General features: G+C 61.8%; 15 protein-coding genes. 9 read left to right on the top strand and 6 right to left on the bottom strand.

From position 1 onward, the window contains the following. Window positions 1-12: 12 nt before the first annotated feature. Window positions 13-1,461 (bottom strand): aldehyde dehydrogenase family protein, encoded by a 1,449-nt coding sequence (locus tag D460_RS0106870; protein ID WP_018897788.1) that lies wholly within the window; start codon window positions 1,459-1,461, stop codon window positions 13-15. A gap of 323 nt (window positions 1,462-1,784) precedes the next feature. On the opposite strand from D460_RS0106870, the gene D460_RS0106865 reads away from it, so the two are divergent. Further along, window positions 1,785-2,462, top strand: a complete 678-nt coding sequence (locus D460_RS0106865) for a dimethylsulfonioproprionate lyase family protein (protein WP_018897787.1) — start codon at window positions 1,785-1,787, stop codon at window positions 2,460-2,462. 220 nt (window positions 2,463-2,682) lie between these two features. Then, window positions 2,683-2,973, top strand: coding sequence for an acylphosphatase (locus D460_RS0106860; RefSeq protein WP_018897786.1), 291 nt, complete (start codon window positions 2,683-2,685; stop codon window positions 2,971-2,973). Between the two features lie 47 nt (window positions 2,974-3,020). Here the strand turns inward: D460_RS0106860 and D460_RS36350 are convergent, their stop codons facing one another. After that, window positions 3,021-3,422 carry a hypothetical protein gene (locus D460_RS36350; RefSeq protein WP_196809327.1) on the bottom strand — a complete coding sequence of 134 codons (402 nt, stop codon included), beginning with the start codon at window positions 3,420-3,422 and terminating at the stop codon, window positions 3,021-3,023. Between D460_RS36350 and D460_RS0106850 the strand changes: the two genes are divergently transcribed. Next, window positions 3,357-4,262 (top strand): LysR family transcriptional regulator, encoded by a 906-nt coding sequence (locus D460_RS0106850; protein WP_018897784.1) that lies wholly within the window; start codon window positions 3,357-3,359, stop codon window positions 4,260-4,262. The two genes, D460_RS36350 and D460_RS0106850, sit on opposite strands and share 66 nt — an antisense overlap. Window positions 4,263-4,314: 52 nt before the next feature. Here D460_RS0106850 and D460_RS0106845 read toward each other — a convergent pair whose 3' ends face one another. The 4 genes from D460_RS0106845 to D460_RS0106830 all read right to left on the bottom strand — a co-directional run bounded on the left by D460_RS0106845 (window position 4,315) and on the right by D460_RS0106830 (window position 7,960). Then, window positions 4,315-5,349, bottom strand: a complete 1,035-nt coding sequence (locus D460_RS0106845) for an L-idonate 5-dehydrogenase (RefSeq protein WP_018897783.1) — start codon at window positions 5,347-5,349, stop codon at window positions 4,315-4,317. A gap of 10 nt (window positions 5,350-5,359) precedes the next feature. Further along, window positions 5,360-6,307: a 2-hydroxyacid dehydrogenase gene (locus D460_RS0106840; protein ID WP_026282874.1), complete on the bottom strand. Its 948-nt coding sequence runs from the start codon at window positions 6,305-6,307 to the stop codon at window positions 5,360-5,362. An 87-nt stretch (window positions 6,308-6,394) separates the two neighbouring features. Further along, window positions 6,395-7,168, bottom strand: a complete 774-nt coding sequence (locus D460_RS0106835; protein ID WP_018897781.1) for an SDR family oxidoreductase — start codon at window positions 7,166-7,168, stop codon at window positions 6,395-6,397. A 36-nt stretch (window positions 7,169-7,204) separates the two neighbouring features. Beyond that, a complete protein-coding gene (locus D460_RS0106830; protein WP_018897780.1) occupies window positions 7,205-7,960 on the bottom strand; it encodes an SDR family oxidoreductase in 756 nt (251 codons plus the stop codon). A 397-nt stretch (window positions 7,961-8,357) separates the two neighbouring features. Here D460_RS0106830 and D460_RS0106825 point away from each other — a divergent pair, with 397 nt between their 5' ends. The 6 genes from D460_RS0106825 (at window position 8,358) to D460_RS0106795 (ending at window position 15,144) form a co-directional block, all read left to right on the top strand. Beyond that, window positions 8,358-9,776 carry a UbiD family decarboxylase gene (locus D460_RS0106825; protein WP_026282873.1) on the top strand — a complete coding sequence of 473 codons (1,419 nt, stop codon included), beginning with the start codon at window positions 8,358-8,360 and terminating at the stop codon, window positions 9,774-9,776. 55 nt (window positions 9,777-9,831) lie between these two features. Further along, window positions 9,832-10,407: a UbiX family flavin prenyltransferase gene (locus D460_RS0106820; RefSeq protein WP_018897778.1), complete on the top strand. Its 576-nt coding sequence runs from the start codon at window positions 9,832-9,834 to the stop codon at window positions 10,405-10,407. A gap of 104 nt (window positions 10,408-10,511) precedes the next feature. Then, window positions 10,512-12,116 carry an ABC transporter substrate-binding protein gene (locus tag D460_RS0106815; RefSeq protein WP_018897777.1) on the top strand — a complete coding sequence of 535 codons (1,605 nt, stop codon included), beginning with the start codon at window positions 10,512-10,514 and terminating at the stop codon, window positions 12,114-12,116. 118 nt (window positions 12,117-12,234) lie between these two features. Next, the gene (locus tag D460_RS0106810; RefSeq protein ID WP_026282872.1) at window positions 12,235-13,167 is read left to right on the top strand and encodes an isocitrate lyase/PEP mutase family protein; all 933 of its coding nucleotides are present in this window, start codon (window positions 12,235-12,237) and stop codon (window positions 13,165-13,167) included. A gap of 109 nt (window positions 13,168-13,276) precedes the next feature. After that, the gene (locus D460_RS0106800) at window positions 13,277-14,236 is read left to right on the top strand and encodes an ABC transporter permease (protein ID WP_018897774.1); all 960 of its coding nucleotides are present in this window, start codon (window positions 13,277-13,279) and stop codon (window positions 14,234-14,236) included. Then, the gene (locus tag D460_RS0106795) at window positions 14,233-15,144 is read left to right on the top strand and encodes an ABC transporter permease (RefSeq protein WP_037110909.1); all 912 of its coding nucleotides are present in this window, start codon (window positions 14,233-14,235) and stop codon (window positions 15,142-15,144) included. Before D460_RS0106800 ends, D460_RS0106795 begins: the two co-directional genes overlap by 4 nt. Window position 15,145 lies beyond the last annotated feature (1 nt).

The following is a 15,145-nucleotide window of genomic DNA, read 5'->3' as shown; positions in this document are numbered from 1 at the left end:
CCTGCCCGAACCTCAGAATGGATAGTGCTGGTGTGGGTCCTCGATCGTGATCCAGCGAAGATCCGTGAACTCGCTGATCGCAGCCTTGCCGCCAAATCGACCATAGCCCGAGTTCTTGACGCCTCCGAACGGCATCTGCGCCTCATCGTGAACGGTCGGGCCGTTGATATGGCATATGCCTGATTGGATCTGCGCCGCGACGGCCAGCGCACGCTGCACATCGCGGCTATAGACCGATGACGACAGGCCATACTCGGATTCATTGGCGATCCTGATCGCCTCGGCTTCGCTCTTGACCCGAATGATCGGCTTCACGGGGCCGAACGACTCCTCGTCGAAGCTGCGCATGCCCGGCTTCACATGATCGAGAAGCGTCGCCTCGACGACAGAACCCTCCCGCTTTCCACCCGCGACCAACTTGGCACCCTTGTCGAGACCGTCCGCGATAAACGCCTCCATCTTCGCCGCCGCCTGCGGAGTGACGAGTGAGCCGAGAACGACCTGGCCTCGCGGGTCGCCGGCGGGCAGCTCGCTTGCACGTGCAGCCAGCTTCTCAACGAACTCGTCCGCTATTTTCTCGTCAACGATAATGCGTTCGGTCGACATGCAGATCTGGCCCATGTTCGCGAATGCACCGAAGATTGCCCCATTCACCGCCGCGTCGATATCGGCATCGTCCAATACGATGAACGGCGCCTTGCCTCCCAGTTCAAGCAGCGCAGGCTTGATATGGCGCCCGCAAAGCTCGCCGATGATCCGGCCCACTTTCGTCGATCCGGTGAAGTTTACGCGGCGCACCTCCGGCGCGGCGATCAAAGCCTCCACGATCTGCGCGGCGTCTTCGGGCGCGTTGGTAATCACGTTTATCACACCATCGGGAAGCCCAGCCTCCACAAGTGAGCGACCGATAAGCAAATGGATCCCGGGGCAGGCTTCGGAGGCCTTCAAGATCACCGTATTGCCGCAGGCAAGCGCCATGGCGATCGCCCGCGTACCGAGAATGACCGGCGCATTCCAAGGCGCAATTCCAAGGCAGACGCCCGCCGCCTGCCGGATGCCCATGGAAAGGGTGCCGGGCTTATCCGAGGGAATGACCTCTCCCTGGATCTGCGTCGTCATGCTCGCCGCCTCACGAAGGATGCCCGCGGCGAGCATGGTGTTGAAACCCGCCCATGGAGCGGTCCCGCCCGTCTCCTCGATCATGATGCGTGCGAATTCATCGGCCTTCGAGGCCAGCACGTCGGCTGCCTTCAACAGCAGTGCGCGACGTTCGCCCGGCCCAGTCTTCGACCACCCGGGGAATGCGGCGGCGGCGGCCGACACCGCCGCCTTTGCATCCTCCACGCCGGAGGCCGGAGCCCGGCTCGCCACCTTACCCGTATAGGGATCAATACGATCATACGTGCGGCCGGACTTCGCCGGGACGAACTTGCCGCCAATGAGTTGTTGTAGCTCGAACATGAATTCTCCCTTGAAATACCGCCGAGGACTACGCGGTGATTATGGATTTGCGACCCCCTGCGTGCCCTGAGCACCTTCGAAATCTCCCGGTCGACACCGTACTACGACTGACTGTGGGAGGCGATCTCAAGTTGAGCTTTACACAGCAATGGAATGGCTCGCCGCTGCTCAGGCAAACAGCTTCAAGGTGCTCGGTCGGCAGGATTTTCCGATCCAGCAACCACCCAGAGGCCTGCATTGGGCTTGCCTCACGATCGCGATCACGGTTAACACGGCTTATTGTAGGTGCCGTATCACCTAAGCAGCCACATGTGGATCTCAGAATGAGCAAGAAAACCGACCACTCCGCCGACCTTCTTGTGACGGAGAAGGATGGTGTGGTCGCAAGGCTCGTCGTACGCGGCGCCGTTCGCCGCCCCGACGCCTTACAAGGATTTCTGAACGCCTTTGCCTCGGTGATGCTCTCGGCGAACGGCTGCCCGACGGCGAGCTTCATTGCGGGCAAGGTGCTCCAGCGGACAGAACGAACGGGCGTCTTCAATCTCGAAGAGACGGCGCAGCGCAAGCAATCGTTCGAAACGGCTTTGCGCCACGCTCAGAAATCCGGCCTGCCGATTCGACGCCTGGCGACCGAACTCGCGCAGCTAAGCCGATATGTGGTTTGGCAAAGCGGTCGGTCGGGCCCGTTTGCGAGCGTCAACTTCTCGAAAGCGCATGCGCATAGCGTCCTGGTCGGCCCATCCGGAATCGAAACGCGTCCGGACATTCGGATATGCCTGATCCTAATGGAGCCGTATACGCGCTTTCCCGACAACGTTCAGGCCCGTTCCAAGGCCTTCGTGCTTCTAAGCCCCTCCGAGATATGCATCGATGGCGAAGCGTGGCTGAAAGCCGATGCCGGATCGGTGTTTTCGGTCGAGGCGAACCAGACATTCGCCATACGATGCACCTCTCAGCCGTTGCTCGCCATCTGGTGCCAGCTGGAAGAAGGCTTCAAGTAAGCCGCTCGACATCCCCAGTTGCGTCATACGCCCCTCCTATCGACCGGTGTTTCACCCAATCTTGAGTAGCCTCTTGCGGCCGCTAGGCTGTAGACTGCGTAGGCCATCACGCTCGACAAGCCTGGATGGGCCGGCATAACCTTCAGCGCTATTCGCCAGGGGCATCCAGGCAACTGGACCGCCGTTTACCATAGGCTCGAGCGTTCAATCAGGAGTCCACATGACCCCCGATCTGTTTGCCTTTCATGTCAGGATAACCGGGAAGGTCCAGGGTGTGAGCTATCGCGCCTGGACGCGCGACCAAGCGGTTCAGCTCGGACTGACAGGCTGGGTCAGGAACGAGGATGATGGCTCAGTGTCCGCCCTTATCGTCGGACCATCGAAATCGACATCGACTATGTTGGAAAGGTTCTGGGATGGACCATCCGGTTCGGCCGTCCGCGCGGTTGATCCGCAGGCCGTCACTCTGGAGACACATCCAGACGACTTCGTGATTACCGGCCCGCGATAAAGGCTGACCTTGACGCCTCACTTTGAAGCGAAGCAGCTGCCGCGCCGTCAATCATGCAGCAGCATGTCTTGAACTGGGTCATCGGCGTGGCTGACGGGCAGCGGCCCCGAGGCACATCCCCCTTGAGTTGCTGCCGCCAGCTCGACCGGCACGATCGAGGCCGTCCGCAGCCCGTGGTCGGGAAGGTGGCGCGCTGCAAACACGGCCAGCACGAGGAGCAGTAGCCTGAAGATGAAGGCTCGCAGGATTTTTTCGGTCGCGTCCATGGCTTTTCCCGGCTCGTAAAATGATGTCCGCATGATCTTCGGCAGGCGACACAGCACAATGTGGAAGATACAAGGGAAGCCTTCGGTAAATCCGAAGGGTCTTTGCCGGGAGGAAAAATGCGCTTCGACATGACGGACCTTCGCCTGTTTCTCCACGTCGTGGAGGCTGAGAGCATCACGCAAGGATCCGAACGCGCCGGGATGGCTCTGGCATCCGCGAGCGCGCGCATACGCGGGATGGAAGAGATGAGCGGAGTACCGCTGCTGGAGCGCGGCGCGCGTGGTGTGCGACCAACGCAGGCAGGCGACGCCCTTGCCCACCATGCCCGCATCATGCTCGGGCAGATGGAGCAGATGCGCGGCGACCTGCAGCTTTACGCGAAGGGCCTGCGCGGCCAGATTCGCCTGCTGTCCGGCCGCGCCGCGATGGCCCACCTGCCGGACGTCCTTCGGCGTTTCCTTATCGATCATCCGACGATAGACCTTGATCTCGAGGAACGGCAAAGCCCCGACGTCGTTGCCGCCGTCGCCGGAGGTAGTGCTGATCTTGGCATTGCGGCGGACACGACGGACACCGGCTCGCTGGAAACGCAACCGTTCAAGACCGACAGGCTCGTTCTGATCACGTCTCGCGATCATCCGCTTGCGCAACAGAAAGCGATCGCGTTCCGGAACGTGCTTGACGAACCTTTCGTCGGCTTGCCTGCGGACAGCGCGCTACAGGGCCACCTCTCGACCCATGCAGCGCGCGAGGGCCGCCAGTTCAAGCTTCGCATCCGGCTTGACAGCTTCGAGGATATCTGCGCGATGGTAGCAAGCGGGATCGGCCTGGCGATCATCCCTGACATCTACGCAAAACGACACCAAGACGCTCTTTCGCTCGGCGTCGTTCCGCTCACGGACGCTTGGGCACTCCGTCACCTTCTCGTCTGCTCGCGAAACTTCGCCGCGCTACCGGTTCATGCACGGCAGCTCGTGGAATACTTCCGGGCTGGCGGTGATATCAGCGCAGGGCATCGGTAGCGCATGCCCGCAGGGCACACGGAAGCTGCGCCGAACCGCCAAGCTCCTGCTTCTATTGGAATGCGAGCTGCACCTTCATCGACCGCGTCCGATCGCCAGCTGTTTCGAACGCGGCAACGGCGTCCTCGATCGGCAGCACATCGGTCAGCAAGGGCTTGAGATTCACAAGCCGGCGATTGATGAGATCCACGGCAAGCGCGAACTCTTCGTGGAAGCGGAACGTGCCCTTCATCTCGATCTCCTTGGAGACGATCATGTTCTGCGGCACCGAGACATCGCCGCCAAGGCCGAGCTGAACGAGGACGCCGCGCGGTTTCAGCACTTCCAGCCCGGAACGGAGAGCGGCCTGATTTCCCGACGCCTCGAACTGGACATCGAAATAACCCTTGTTGGCTGAATAGCCGGCCAGCACGTCAGGATCGAGGGCAACGTTGATCGCCCGGTCAGCGCCGACCTCGAGGGCCTTGGCGAGCACCGCGTCCATGACATCGGTGACGACGATCTCGCGCGCTCCGTGAGCGCGCGCGGCGATGACAGCAAGCGCGCCGATCGGACCGCAACCGGTGACGAGGACCCGTCGGCCGATCAGAGGACCGGCGCGATTGACCGCATGCAGCGTCACGGCGAGCGGCTCCGCCATGGCCGCTTCGTTGATCGAGATGCCCTCGGTCACCTTGTGGCATTGCGAGGCGTCGGCGGTGAGACGTTGGCGAAAAGCGCCCTGGATATGCGGCATCGGCATCGCGCTGCCGTAAAACCGCATGTTGAAGCAGTGGTTCTGCTGTCCCTTCAGGCAGTAGTCGCAGGCATTGCAGGGGCGGCTTGGCGAGACGGCGACCCTATCGCCGACGGCAAGTCCAGACACGCCGGCGCCGAGCGCCTTGATGGTGCCCGCCACTTCGTGACCGAGGATCATTGGCTCGCGCAGCCGCACCGTTCCGAAACCGCCATGATTGTAATAGTGCAGGTCGGAGCCGCAGATGCCGCCGGCCTCGATGGCCACGTCCACCTGCCCGGGAGCCAGGGGTTCGGGCTCACGCTCCTCGATACGCAGGTCCTTGGCGGCATGGATGACAACGGCTTTCATGTGACGGACCTCAGATGACGGGTGTGGGGAGCTTGGCGCCGGCGAAGTGGGCGGCGAGATTGTCGCGCATCAGCTTTGCGACGTCCTTGCGGGTCTCGATCGTGGCGGAGGCCTGGTGCGGCTGCAACAGCACGTTCGCCAGCGTCTTGAAACGCGGATCGAGCGCCGGCTCGTTCTCGAAGACATCCAGGGCCGCGGATCCGAGACGGCCGGTCCGCAGAGCGCCAAGCAGGGCTTCCTCGTCGATATTGGAAGCGCGCGAGATGTTGATTAACATGCCTTGCGGACCGAGCGCCTCGATGACGTCCTTCGAGACCACATGGCGGGTCGCGGCAGATGCCGCGAGCGTCACGAACAGGAAATCCGACTGGCGCGCCAGCTCCACCGGATCGGCGACGAAGCGCATGCCTTCGACGCCGGGCTTCTCGCTCCGGCTGCTGTAGGCGATGTCCATATCGAAGGCGCGCAGGCGCTTCGCCACCTCAAGGCCGATGCGCCCGAGGCCGAGAATGCCTGCCTTTTCCCCCCAGACGCGGTTCTGCAGCGGATAGAAGCCTTTCTGCTCCCAGCTGCCATCTCTCACCCAACGATCGGCGCCGTGCACGCCGCGCGACAGGCAGAGCATCATCGCGATCCCGAGGTCCGCGACGTCCTTGGTGAGGACATCGGGCGTATTGGTGAGGCGGATGCCTCTCGCCCGGCAGGCATCCATATCGACCGCATCGTAGCCGACGCCGTAGACCGAAATGATTTCGAGCCTCGGCAGCTTGCTGATCAGCTCCGCCGATGCGCCAAGCTCGCCACGAGTGGCGATTGCCCGGATGCTTTCGCCGTGGCGCTGTAGAAAGGCGTCACGATCGGTCGCCTCGTAAAGCTTGTGCGTGGTGTAGAGCGCATCAAGCTCGGCGAGATCTCCATCGGGATAGGGGCCGACCAGCAGAATATCGGGCTTGCTCACAATTTCCTCTTTCGCATTGGGTTCGTTGCCCGGCGCACGGGCCAAAGCATAGCGTGCAGCATGCCTGACGGCGCTGCGGCGTTTTTCTCAAAGGCTGGTAGTGATGCCGCCGTCGACATAGAGCGTATGGCCGTTCACGAAGGAGGAGGCCCTGGACGACAGGAAGACGGCGGCACCCACCAGTTCCTCGACGTCGCCCCAGCGTCCGGCCGGCGTGCGCTTTTCCAGCCAAGAGGAGAACTCCTCGCTGTCGACGAGCGCCTGATTGAGCGGCGTCTTGAAATAGCCCGGCGCCAGCGCGTTGATCTGCAACCCGTGCCTTGCCCAGTCCGTGCACATGCCGCGGGTCAGGTTCTTCACTGCCCCCTTCGTCGCCGTATAGGGCGCGATGCCGGGACGGGCGAGTTCGCTCTGCACAGAGGCGATGTTGACGATCTTGCCCCGTCCGCGGCCAATCATGTGGCGCGCCACGGCCTGGCCGGCATAAAAGACGCTGGAGATATTGGTTCGCAGCAGCTGCTCCCATCGGTCCACGGGAAAGTCTTCAAGCGGCGTGCGAAACTGCATTCCGGCATTGTTGATCAGGATATCAATCGGTCCGATGCCCTGCTCGATCGCATCCACGCCACGCTTCACGGCATCGGCATCGGTCACGTCGAATTCCGAAATGGACACGGTGACACCGACCTCCCGCAGGCGTCGCGCCGCGTCATCGAGCTTCACCTTGTCTCGCCCGTTGAGCACGATCTCGGCGCCATGCATCGCAAGGCCGTGCGCGAGCGCAAAACCGATCCCCTGCGAGGAGCCGGTCACCAGCGCGCGCTGGCCTGAAAGGTCGAACAATTCGGAATTCACATCCATCTCCGTGTCGTCTCGTTATGCATTGCCAGCTTAAGCCTAACCACGGCCGACGAAAGGCATTCCTGTCGCCATTACGGTCATGGTCAACACATTCGCCTCAAGCGGCAGCGCTGCCATGTGGACAACGGCATTCGCAACGATGCCGACGTCGATTGTCGGCTCCACCGCCGTGCTGCCATCTGCCTGCAGCACGCCCGTCGCCATGCTTCGAGTCATCTCCGTGCCGGCATTGCCGATATCGATCTGCCCGCAGGCGATATTGAAAGGCCGTCCGTCGAGTGACGTCGATTTGGTCAATCCTGTGATCGCGTGCTTGGTCGCCGTATAGGGTGCGGACCGTGGACGTGGCGTCATCGACGATATAGATCCATTGTTGATGATCCGGCCGCCCTGCGGCACTTGCGCCTTCATCTGCCTGAAGGCAGCCTGCGTGCAGAGAAAGGCGCCGGTAAGGTTGACGCCGACGACCGCACTCCATGCCTCGAACGTCACCTCCTCCAATGGGATTGAAGGAGCGGACATGCCGGCATTGTTCACAAGAAGATCCAGCCTGCCCCATTTTTCGTGCAAGGCGGAAAATAGTCGGCCGACATCGTCCGGCACCGAGATGTCCGCAGGTACGACGAGGACACGGGCGGACCAATCCCGCCATTCGGACGCGGCACTCTCGAGGACATCGCGCCGACGGCCGGTTATCGCGACATGATAGCCATCGTTGAGAAGCGCCGATGCAATCGCCTTGCCGATACCGGTTCCAGCACCAGTGACGAGTGCAACCTTGACCGCAGTCATTCTTATTCCTCCTCAAGCGTTGAGTTTAAGGCTTAAATAGGCCCCAACCCGCTTGAGGGAATGTCGGATCGATCGCCCCTCCTGTCAACGGCAGCCCGCAGTTGCGGCATTGCCGTTATTTTGAGCAAGTGTGGACACCGGGGCTTATCGTCTGCATTCCTTTGAGATGTCTTACCATCTGAATTATATAGATATTTATACAAATATCCGCAGCTTTCAAGAGTTCCAGAATGCACCTTATGAGGATACATGATTGAATCCAATTCAATCACTGGTAAATGATTTCAAAATTTCCGATGTGCCAGTTGGATTTTATGCGCGTGTACAAGATGAAAAGTTACCGCCATGATCCTGCCACTTGCACAGACCTGTTATGGAGTTTTGATTGACCCGCGAGATCACCCCCCTGGCCGAACGAAACGCGTCTCGATCCGCTCCGGTTTCCGTTGAGACCGACCAATCATGCCGTTCACTGCTTGCAACGCTTGCCGGTCAGGGCAAGCTCTTGACCGTCGATCAGGAAATCGATCCGGTCTACGATCTGTCCGCGCTGCTGTCGCTGACGCATGAAACCTTCGCGGTTCGCGCGAACCGCATCAAGGGTTACGACCTGCCGGTCTTCGGGAACATGCTTTCCGATCTCGACCGTATCGCCATGGCGATGAACGTGCCGCGCGAGAACATCCAATCGGCGCTGATCGACTCGATCCGCCAGCCAATCGCTCCCGTCGTGATCGACAAGGCACCGGTGCAGGAGAAGGTGTTCGAAAGCGACGTCCTGCTGCGGCTGCCGGTCCCAACCTTCTTCGATAAGGAGACCGGCCCCTATATCAGCGCCGGCCTGATGGTTGCCCGCGATCCTGAAACCGGCCTCGGCAATGCGTCTTACGCGCGCCTGAAGGTTCTCGGCCCGAACGAAGCCCTGATCGGCATCGCGCCCAATCATCACCTCGCGATCATGGCGCGCAAGGCGGCCGAAAGCGGCAAGCCGCTGCCTTTTGCCGTCGTGCTTGGAGCCCATCCGATCATCCAGCTCGCCGCATGCCTTTACCTCGGTCTCGGCGACGACGAGATGCATTGCGCCGGCGCGCTGTTCAAGGAGCCGGTCCGCATGGCCCGCTGCCTGACGAGCGACATTCTCGTGCCCGCGGAAGCGGAGATCGTGCTTGAGGGGCATATTCATGCCGACAAGCCGATCGTCGAGGGGCTCGTCTCCGAATATCACGGCATGTACGAGGACTATGGCAGCGGTGTGCTGGCAACCTTCCACACGATGACGTCCAGGTCCGACGCCATGTTCCAGGTCATCCAGCCCGGCTATCATGCCGAACACATCTATCTCGGCGCCGTGCCGATCGCCGCGAGCCTGAAGGCGCAGCTGGCGCGCGTGATCCTCAATGTTGGCGAGGTCGCGGTTACGGCGTCCGGCTGCGGGCGCAACAATGTCGTGGTGCAGATCAACAACCCGAGACCGGGCCAAGCCCGCCGCGCCATGGCGGTCTGCTGGGGCGCCGTCAGCATCATCAAGAATGTCACGATCGTCGATTCCGATGTCGATCCCTGGGATATCGCGGCCGTCGAGCTGGCGAAGTCCACGCGCATGCGCGCCGACCGGGATATCCTGATTGTCAACGGCCTGCCCGCCGACCGTTCGGAACCACAGGAAGACGGCTTCGTCGTTGCCAAGACCGGCTACGATGCTACCCGAAAGGCGGGCGACCGCAAGGAAGGTTACGACAAGGCCCAGCCGCCGGCTGCCTCCTATGATCGAATGCGCGACCTGCTTGCGGAGATCGCGCCGGGAGTTTCGTTTTGATCGATCGTCTCACTCCCGCGGTCGCATCGCCCGTCCGGATGCCAGGAGCTCTCCCATGCGCAGGCTGATCGTCGCCATAACGGGCGCTTCGGGCACCTGCTACGGCATTCGCGCGCTTGAAATGCTGCGCGAGGTCGGCGGTTTCGAGACGCACCTCGTCATCTCGCCCGCAGGCCTGCGCACGGCAGTCGAGGAAGACGTCGGCTACGATGCCGACGAGATCCGTGGACTTGCCGATGTCTATCACAGCCACAAGGACATCGGCGCATCCATCGCCTCGGGTTCGTTCAAATGCGACGGCATGCTCGTGGCCCCCTGTTCCGTCAAGACGCTGAGCGGCATTGCCCATTGCTACAGCAACGATCTGATCACGCGCGCCGCCGATGTCTGCCTGAAGGAACGCCGTCGCGTGGTGCTCATGGTTCGGGAAACGCCGCTGCATGCCGGGCATATCGCGCTGATGGACCAGGCGACGCGCAACGGCGCTGTCATCATGCCGCCGGTGCCGGGCTTCTATACGCAGCCGAAGACCATTGACGACCTGATCAACCAGACCGTGGGACGCGCGCTCGATCTCTTCGACATCGACCATCCTAACGTCCGCCGCTGGAAAAAAGGAGATCCTTCCTAGGGAGACCGAGGGAAGCGCAGCCGGGTCGTGGCGATAAGTCTCGGCCCGGACAGAAAAAGGGGAACGCCGACTGACAAAGACAGCGGCAAACTGGAGAAATTTTCATGACTGACAGATTTTTCAGCGTAAGAACACATAGCCCGAAGACAGTTCGCGCCGCGGCGCTCGCCTTGGCGATGCTGTGCGGGTCGGCATTGAGCTCAACCCTTGCGGTGGCCGAAGAGCAGCCCGTTAAGGGCGGCGAAATCACCATCATCAACGGATCCGACATCAAAAGCTGGGATCCGGCGATCACCAATTCCACCTTCCCGGGCGGTCCGATGGACATGCTCGATGCGATCTACGGCTTCATCGTCTACGTCGACGTCAAGGGCGTGGTACAGGGCGGCATGGCGGAAAGCCTGACCAGCCCGGACGCCAAGGTATGGACCCTGAAACTGCGTCCCAACGTCAAGTTCACGGATGGCGCCGCTTATGATGCGGAAGCCGTCAAATTCAACTGGGATCGCGTCGCCGACCCCGCCACGCTTTCTCCGGCCCAGGCTTTTGTGTCCGGCTGGAACAAGAGCATCAAGATCGTCGATCCCCTGACGATCGAGATCACGCTCGCGACCCCGGACCGCAATTTCGGCTCGACGCTGGCGAACCTTTCGCCCTTCATCGCCTCGCCCGCCGCGCTGAAGGCAGCCGAAAAGAAGACCGACATCAAGCCGGTCGGCGCTGGCGCCTTCGTGCTCGATAACTGGAACCAGGGCGTCTCGATGACGCTGAAGCGCAATCCCGGCTACTGGGACCAGCCTCGCCCGTATCTCGATACGCTGAAGTTCGTGGTCATTCCTGAAACCAACAGCCGTATTTCGACGGTCGTCCAGGGCGGCGCCACGATGATGGCGGGCTACATGTATCAGTTCGGCTCGAACGCGACCGCCGAAGGCGTCACCACACATGAGGTACCGCTGTCCGGCCTCTACCGCGCCTATTTCAATCAGGCAAAGGGTGTCTTCGCCGACCATCGCGCCCGCGAGGCCTTCTATGAAGCACTGCAGCGCCCCCGGCTGATGAAGGCCTATACGCAGATCGACGGCTACGTCATGCCGACGAACTACTTTACGGCTGACTCGCCTTATTACGACGCCACCTACAAACTGCCGGAGTACAATCCGGAGCACGCCCAGGAGCTGTTCGACGCCTTGGCCAAGGACGGCAAGCCGTTCGAGATCAAGATCGTCACCTATTCGAACTCCGACCTGAAGCGGATGGGTTCCTATCTCCAGCAGAGCCTGAGCGCCTACGAAAACGTCAAGGTCGACCTCCAGCTTGTCGACCAGGCGATGCTGCCGCCAACCTGCAAGGTGCAGGGCAACTTCGATCTCTGCATCGATGGGGGCGTGCTGGTGGCCAACGGCGCCGAGCCGATCATCACGAACTTGCTGGGCTCCAAGGGCAACGACAACTGGGGCAAGTACAACAGCCCCGACATGGACAAGGCGCTTGCGGCCGCCAACGCGACCATGGATCCCGAGGCCGTCAAGAAGGCCTATGCGGATGTCCAGAAGCTCGTCGCTCAGGACCTGCCCCTCTACATTTACGGCTCCGAAGCCCGCAACCTGCTGATCCGCAACAATACCGGCGGCATCGTGCCCTCCAACGGCGGCATCCTGCAGAAGCAGTTCCTGTTCGTCTGCAAGGACGCCTGCACGACGAAGTAAATTGCAAGCCTGGCCCCACTTGAGGGTGGGACCAGGCTCCCTCGCCGGCCGTGAAATGCGGCCCGCAACATCCGGCGATCTCGATCGCCCCCTACAACCTCGTCGATGGTGACATTCAATGTTTGACAAAAGGCCCAGAACCACATTCCGCGAACTCATGTCGGCCGGGCAGGTCTTCACGCCCTGCGTCTGGGACTGCTATTCCGCCAAGGCGGCCGAGATGGCGGGGTTCAAAGCGATCCTGCTCTCAGGCGCGTCGCTCGGCTTCAGCATGTCGGGCGTTCCCGACATGGGCCTTCACAACCAGGAAGAGCTTGTCTGGGCGACCGACCGCATCTCGGACTATTCGCCGCTGCCGCTCATCATCGACGCCGACGATTGCTTCGGCGACGTGGCGCAGGCCTATCGCACGTGCCGTCGTCTCGCCAAGGCCGGCGCCGCCGCCATCCTGCTCGAGGACACCCCCAACGAGCGCGGCTATGCCCGCTTCGGCCGCGCCATGGAGGCAGCGACGCTTGCCGGCAAGCTCGACGGCAACATCGAACACCCCGTGATCTCCAAGGAACTGTGGCTGGCCAAGTTGAAGGCCGCCCTCGACGCCTGCGAAGGCACCGACTGCGTGGTCATCGCCCGCACGGAATCCAAGCTGGAACTCGGCCTCGACGACGCCATCGAGCGCTGCCTGCGCGCCGCCGAACTCGGCTGCGAGATGACCTACGTGCATGGCCTTCGTACGCTGGACGAGTGCCAGAAGGTGGCCAAGGTGCTGCCGGGCTGGAAAATGTTCGGCGACGTCGCCACACAGGATGGCAAGGCCTTCGTCGAGCTCGAGGACATCGCGGCTCTCGGCTTCAACCTCGTCACCATGCACTACCTCGAAAAGGGTTCGATGTGGGGCATGATGGATTTCGGTCACCGCGTCTTCAAGGAGCAGAGCACCCGCTACTCGGACGAGCACACGATGGGCGGCCTCAGCAAGACCGAGCAGCGTGAACTGCTGGAGCGCGACATCGGCTGGATGGCCGCTGAAGACGAATGGAAGAAGATCTGACACCGATCAGCCCGCAGCTCTCAAGGATGCGGGCAGAGAAAGGCGCCGGCGACAACCGCCGGCGCTCCATGATCGGACAACTCGAACGGAAGAAGGAGTTTGGCGCTTGATGACCGGGTTGAAGCCTTATGCGAAGGCCATCTCGACACGGATCCTGGCGGGGATCCCTGTCTTCATTCTCGTCACCTTCGGCGCCACGGCTCTCTCCAGCCTAGCGCCCGGCTCCGCCGCGCAGCTGATCCTGGGCGACAACGCCACGCCAGAGCAGATCGCCGCGCTCAACAGTGCCTACGGCTATGATCTGCCTTTGTGGGAGCGCTACCTGATCTGGCTCGGCAATCTGCTGCGCGGTGATCTCGGACAGACCCTGTTCAGCCAGCAGCCGGTCATCAGCGTCGTCTTCGATCGCGCCGCCGTCACCTTCGAGATCGCCTTTCTAGCGATGGCGCTGTCACTGATCGGCATCCCAACGGCGATGTATACGGCAAGCCATCCCGGCAAGCTCGTGGACCGTATCCTGCGCTCCGTTTCCTCGATCCTGCTTGCCGTTCCAACCTTCGTGATCGTGGTGCTTCTATCATATGTCTTCGCGATCGTGCTGCGCTGGCTGCCAGCCACGGGCTGGGCCAACTTCAGCGATGATCCGATCGCCAATCTCTGGTACGTGGCACTGCCGGTCATCTGTCTCAGCCTGCACCAGACCGCCTATCTCTACCGCGTCGCCCGCAACGAGATGATCACCACGCTGCAAGAAGACTTCGTGCAAGTGGCGCGCGCTCGCGGTCTGCCACTGGGCTACATCATGTTCCGGCATGTGCTTCGCCCGGCGATGCCGCAGATCCTCACCGTCATGGGTCTGTCGCTCACCTACATGCTGGCCGGTTCCTTTGTTGTCGAAAGCTACTTCGCGGTGCCCGGCATCGGCTGGACCGTGCTGACGGCCGTCAAGAGCCATGACATCCCGCTCGTCCAGGCGATCCTGTCGCTCACCGTCGTCATCTTCGTCATCGTCTTCATGCTCGTCGATATCGGCTACGCCATCATCGATCCGAGGGTCACCGTATCATGACTGCTACGCCCCAATCCCCCGCAAGCGGAGCTGCTACGCTGGCCGGCATCGCCCGCGCCGCAATGCCGGCCACCAGCAGGCTCAAACTGCCCGGCGGTACCGTCTTCGAAATGCTTGCGGCAGCCTTCCTGGTCTTTCTCGTGCTGATCGCGCTGTTCGTGGACGTAATCCCTGGTCTCGTCAGCCCGAAATTCCCGTATGGCGATTTCTCGCAGCTGCCGGATCTGACACTGAACGGCCTGTTCGGCACCGATGACATCGGCCGCAGCATCCTGTCGCGCGTGCTTTACGGTGCTCGCGCGTCGCTGATGATCGTCGGCGTCGCCACCTGTCTTTCGGTGTCCGTCGGCCTGCTGCTCGGCATGCTCGCCGGCTACTACCGCGGCATGCTGGAGCGCATGGTCGATCTCTATGCCAACACCATGTCGGCTCTCCCCTCGGTGCTTGTGGTGCTTGCCTTCGTGACCGCCACCGGCACGTCTGTCGGTGCGATCATCCTCATTCTCGGCATCCTCGACATCGGCACTTATGCCCGTGTGGCAAAGGCCGGCGTCATCTCGCAGAACAACCGCGATTATGTGCTGGCGGCCCGCGCCATGGGCGCAACGGACGCCCGCATCATGATGCAGGAAATCCTGCCGAACCTCGTTCCGGCGCTGACGGCTGTAATGCCGACGCTGATGGCCGGCCTGATCATCACCGAGGGGTCGCTGAGCTTTCTCGGCTATGGCATTCCGGCGCCGGCGCCGAGCTGGGGCGGAATGATCGCCAGCTCGACCGATCTGCTTAACCGTTTTCCGGTGCTGATCGTCGGACCGACCATGGCAATCGTGCTCACTGTCTACGCCCTCAACACCGTCGGCGACTACCTCGCGCAGCGCCTCAACAGCCGCGAGAGGGGGAACTGAG

Origin of the sequence: Rhizobium sp. 2MFCol3.1, from assembly GCF_000377565.1 — a bacterium.
Lineage (GTDB): Bacteria > Pseudomonadota > Alphaproteobacteria > Rhizobiales > Rhizobiaceae > Rhizobium.
The sequence above is the reverse complement of the archived record's forward strand: the minus strand, read 5'-3'. Positions and strand labels throughout refer to the sequence as shown.

Bases quoted from the DNA above. Each gene is read 5' to 3' on its own strand.
- D460_RS0106865 (WP_018897787.1), top strand. From the start codon at position 1,785: ATGAGCAAGAAAACCGACCACTCCGCCGACCTTCTTGTGACGGAGAAG.
- D460_RS0106795 (WP_037110909.1), top strand. From the start codon at position 14,233: ATGACTGCTACGCCCCAATCCCCCGCAAGCGGAGCTGCTACGCTGGCC.
- D460_RS0106815 (WP_018897777.1), top strand. From the start codon at position 10,512: ATGACTGACAGATTTTTCAGCGTAAGAACACATAGCCCGAAGACAGTT.
- D460_RS0106835 (WP_018897781.1), bottom strand. From the start codon at position 7,168: ATGGATGTGAATTCCGAATTGTTCGACCTTTCAGGCCAGCGCGCGCTG.
- D460_RS0106800 (WP_018897774.1), top strand. From the start codon at position 13,277: ATGACCGGGTTGAAGCCTTATGCGAAGGCCATCTCGACACGGATCCTG.
- D460_RS0106820 (WP_018897778.1), top strand. From the start codon at position 9,832: ATGCGCAGGCTGATCGTCGCCATAACGGGCGCTTCGGGCACCTGCTAC.
- D460_RS0106870 (WP_018897788.1), bottom strand. From the start codon at position 1,461: ATGTTCGAGCTACAACAACTCATTGGCGGCAAGTTCGTCCCGGCGAAG.
- D460_RS0106860 (WP_018897786.1), top strand. From the start codon at position 2,683: ATGACCCCCGATCTGTTTGCCTTTCATGTCAGGATAACCGGGAAGGTC.
- D460_RS0106810 (WP_026282872.1), top strand. From the start codon at position 12,235: ATGTTTGACAAAAGGCCCAGAACCACATTCCGCGAACTCATGTCGGCC.
- D460_RS0106850 (WP_018897784.1), top strand. From the start codon at position 3,357: ATGCGCTTCGACATGACGGACCTTCGCCTGTTTCTCCACGTCGTGGAG.
- D460_RS0106830 (WP_018897780.1), bottom strand. From the start codon at position 7,960: ATGACTGCGGTCAAGGTTGCACTCGTCACTGGTGCTGGAACCGGTATC.
- D460_RS0106845 (WP_018897783.1), bottom strand. From the start codon at position 5,349: ATGAAAGCCGTTGTCATCCATGCCGCCAAGGACCTGCGTATCGAGGAG.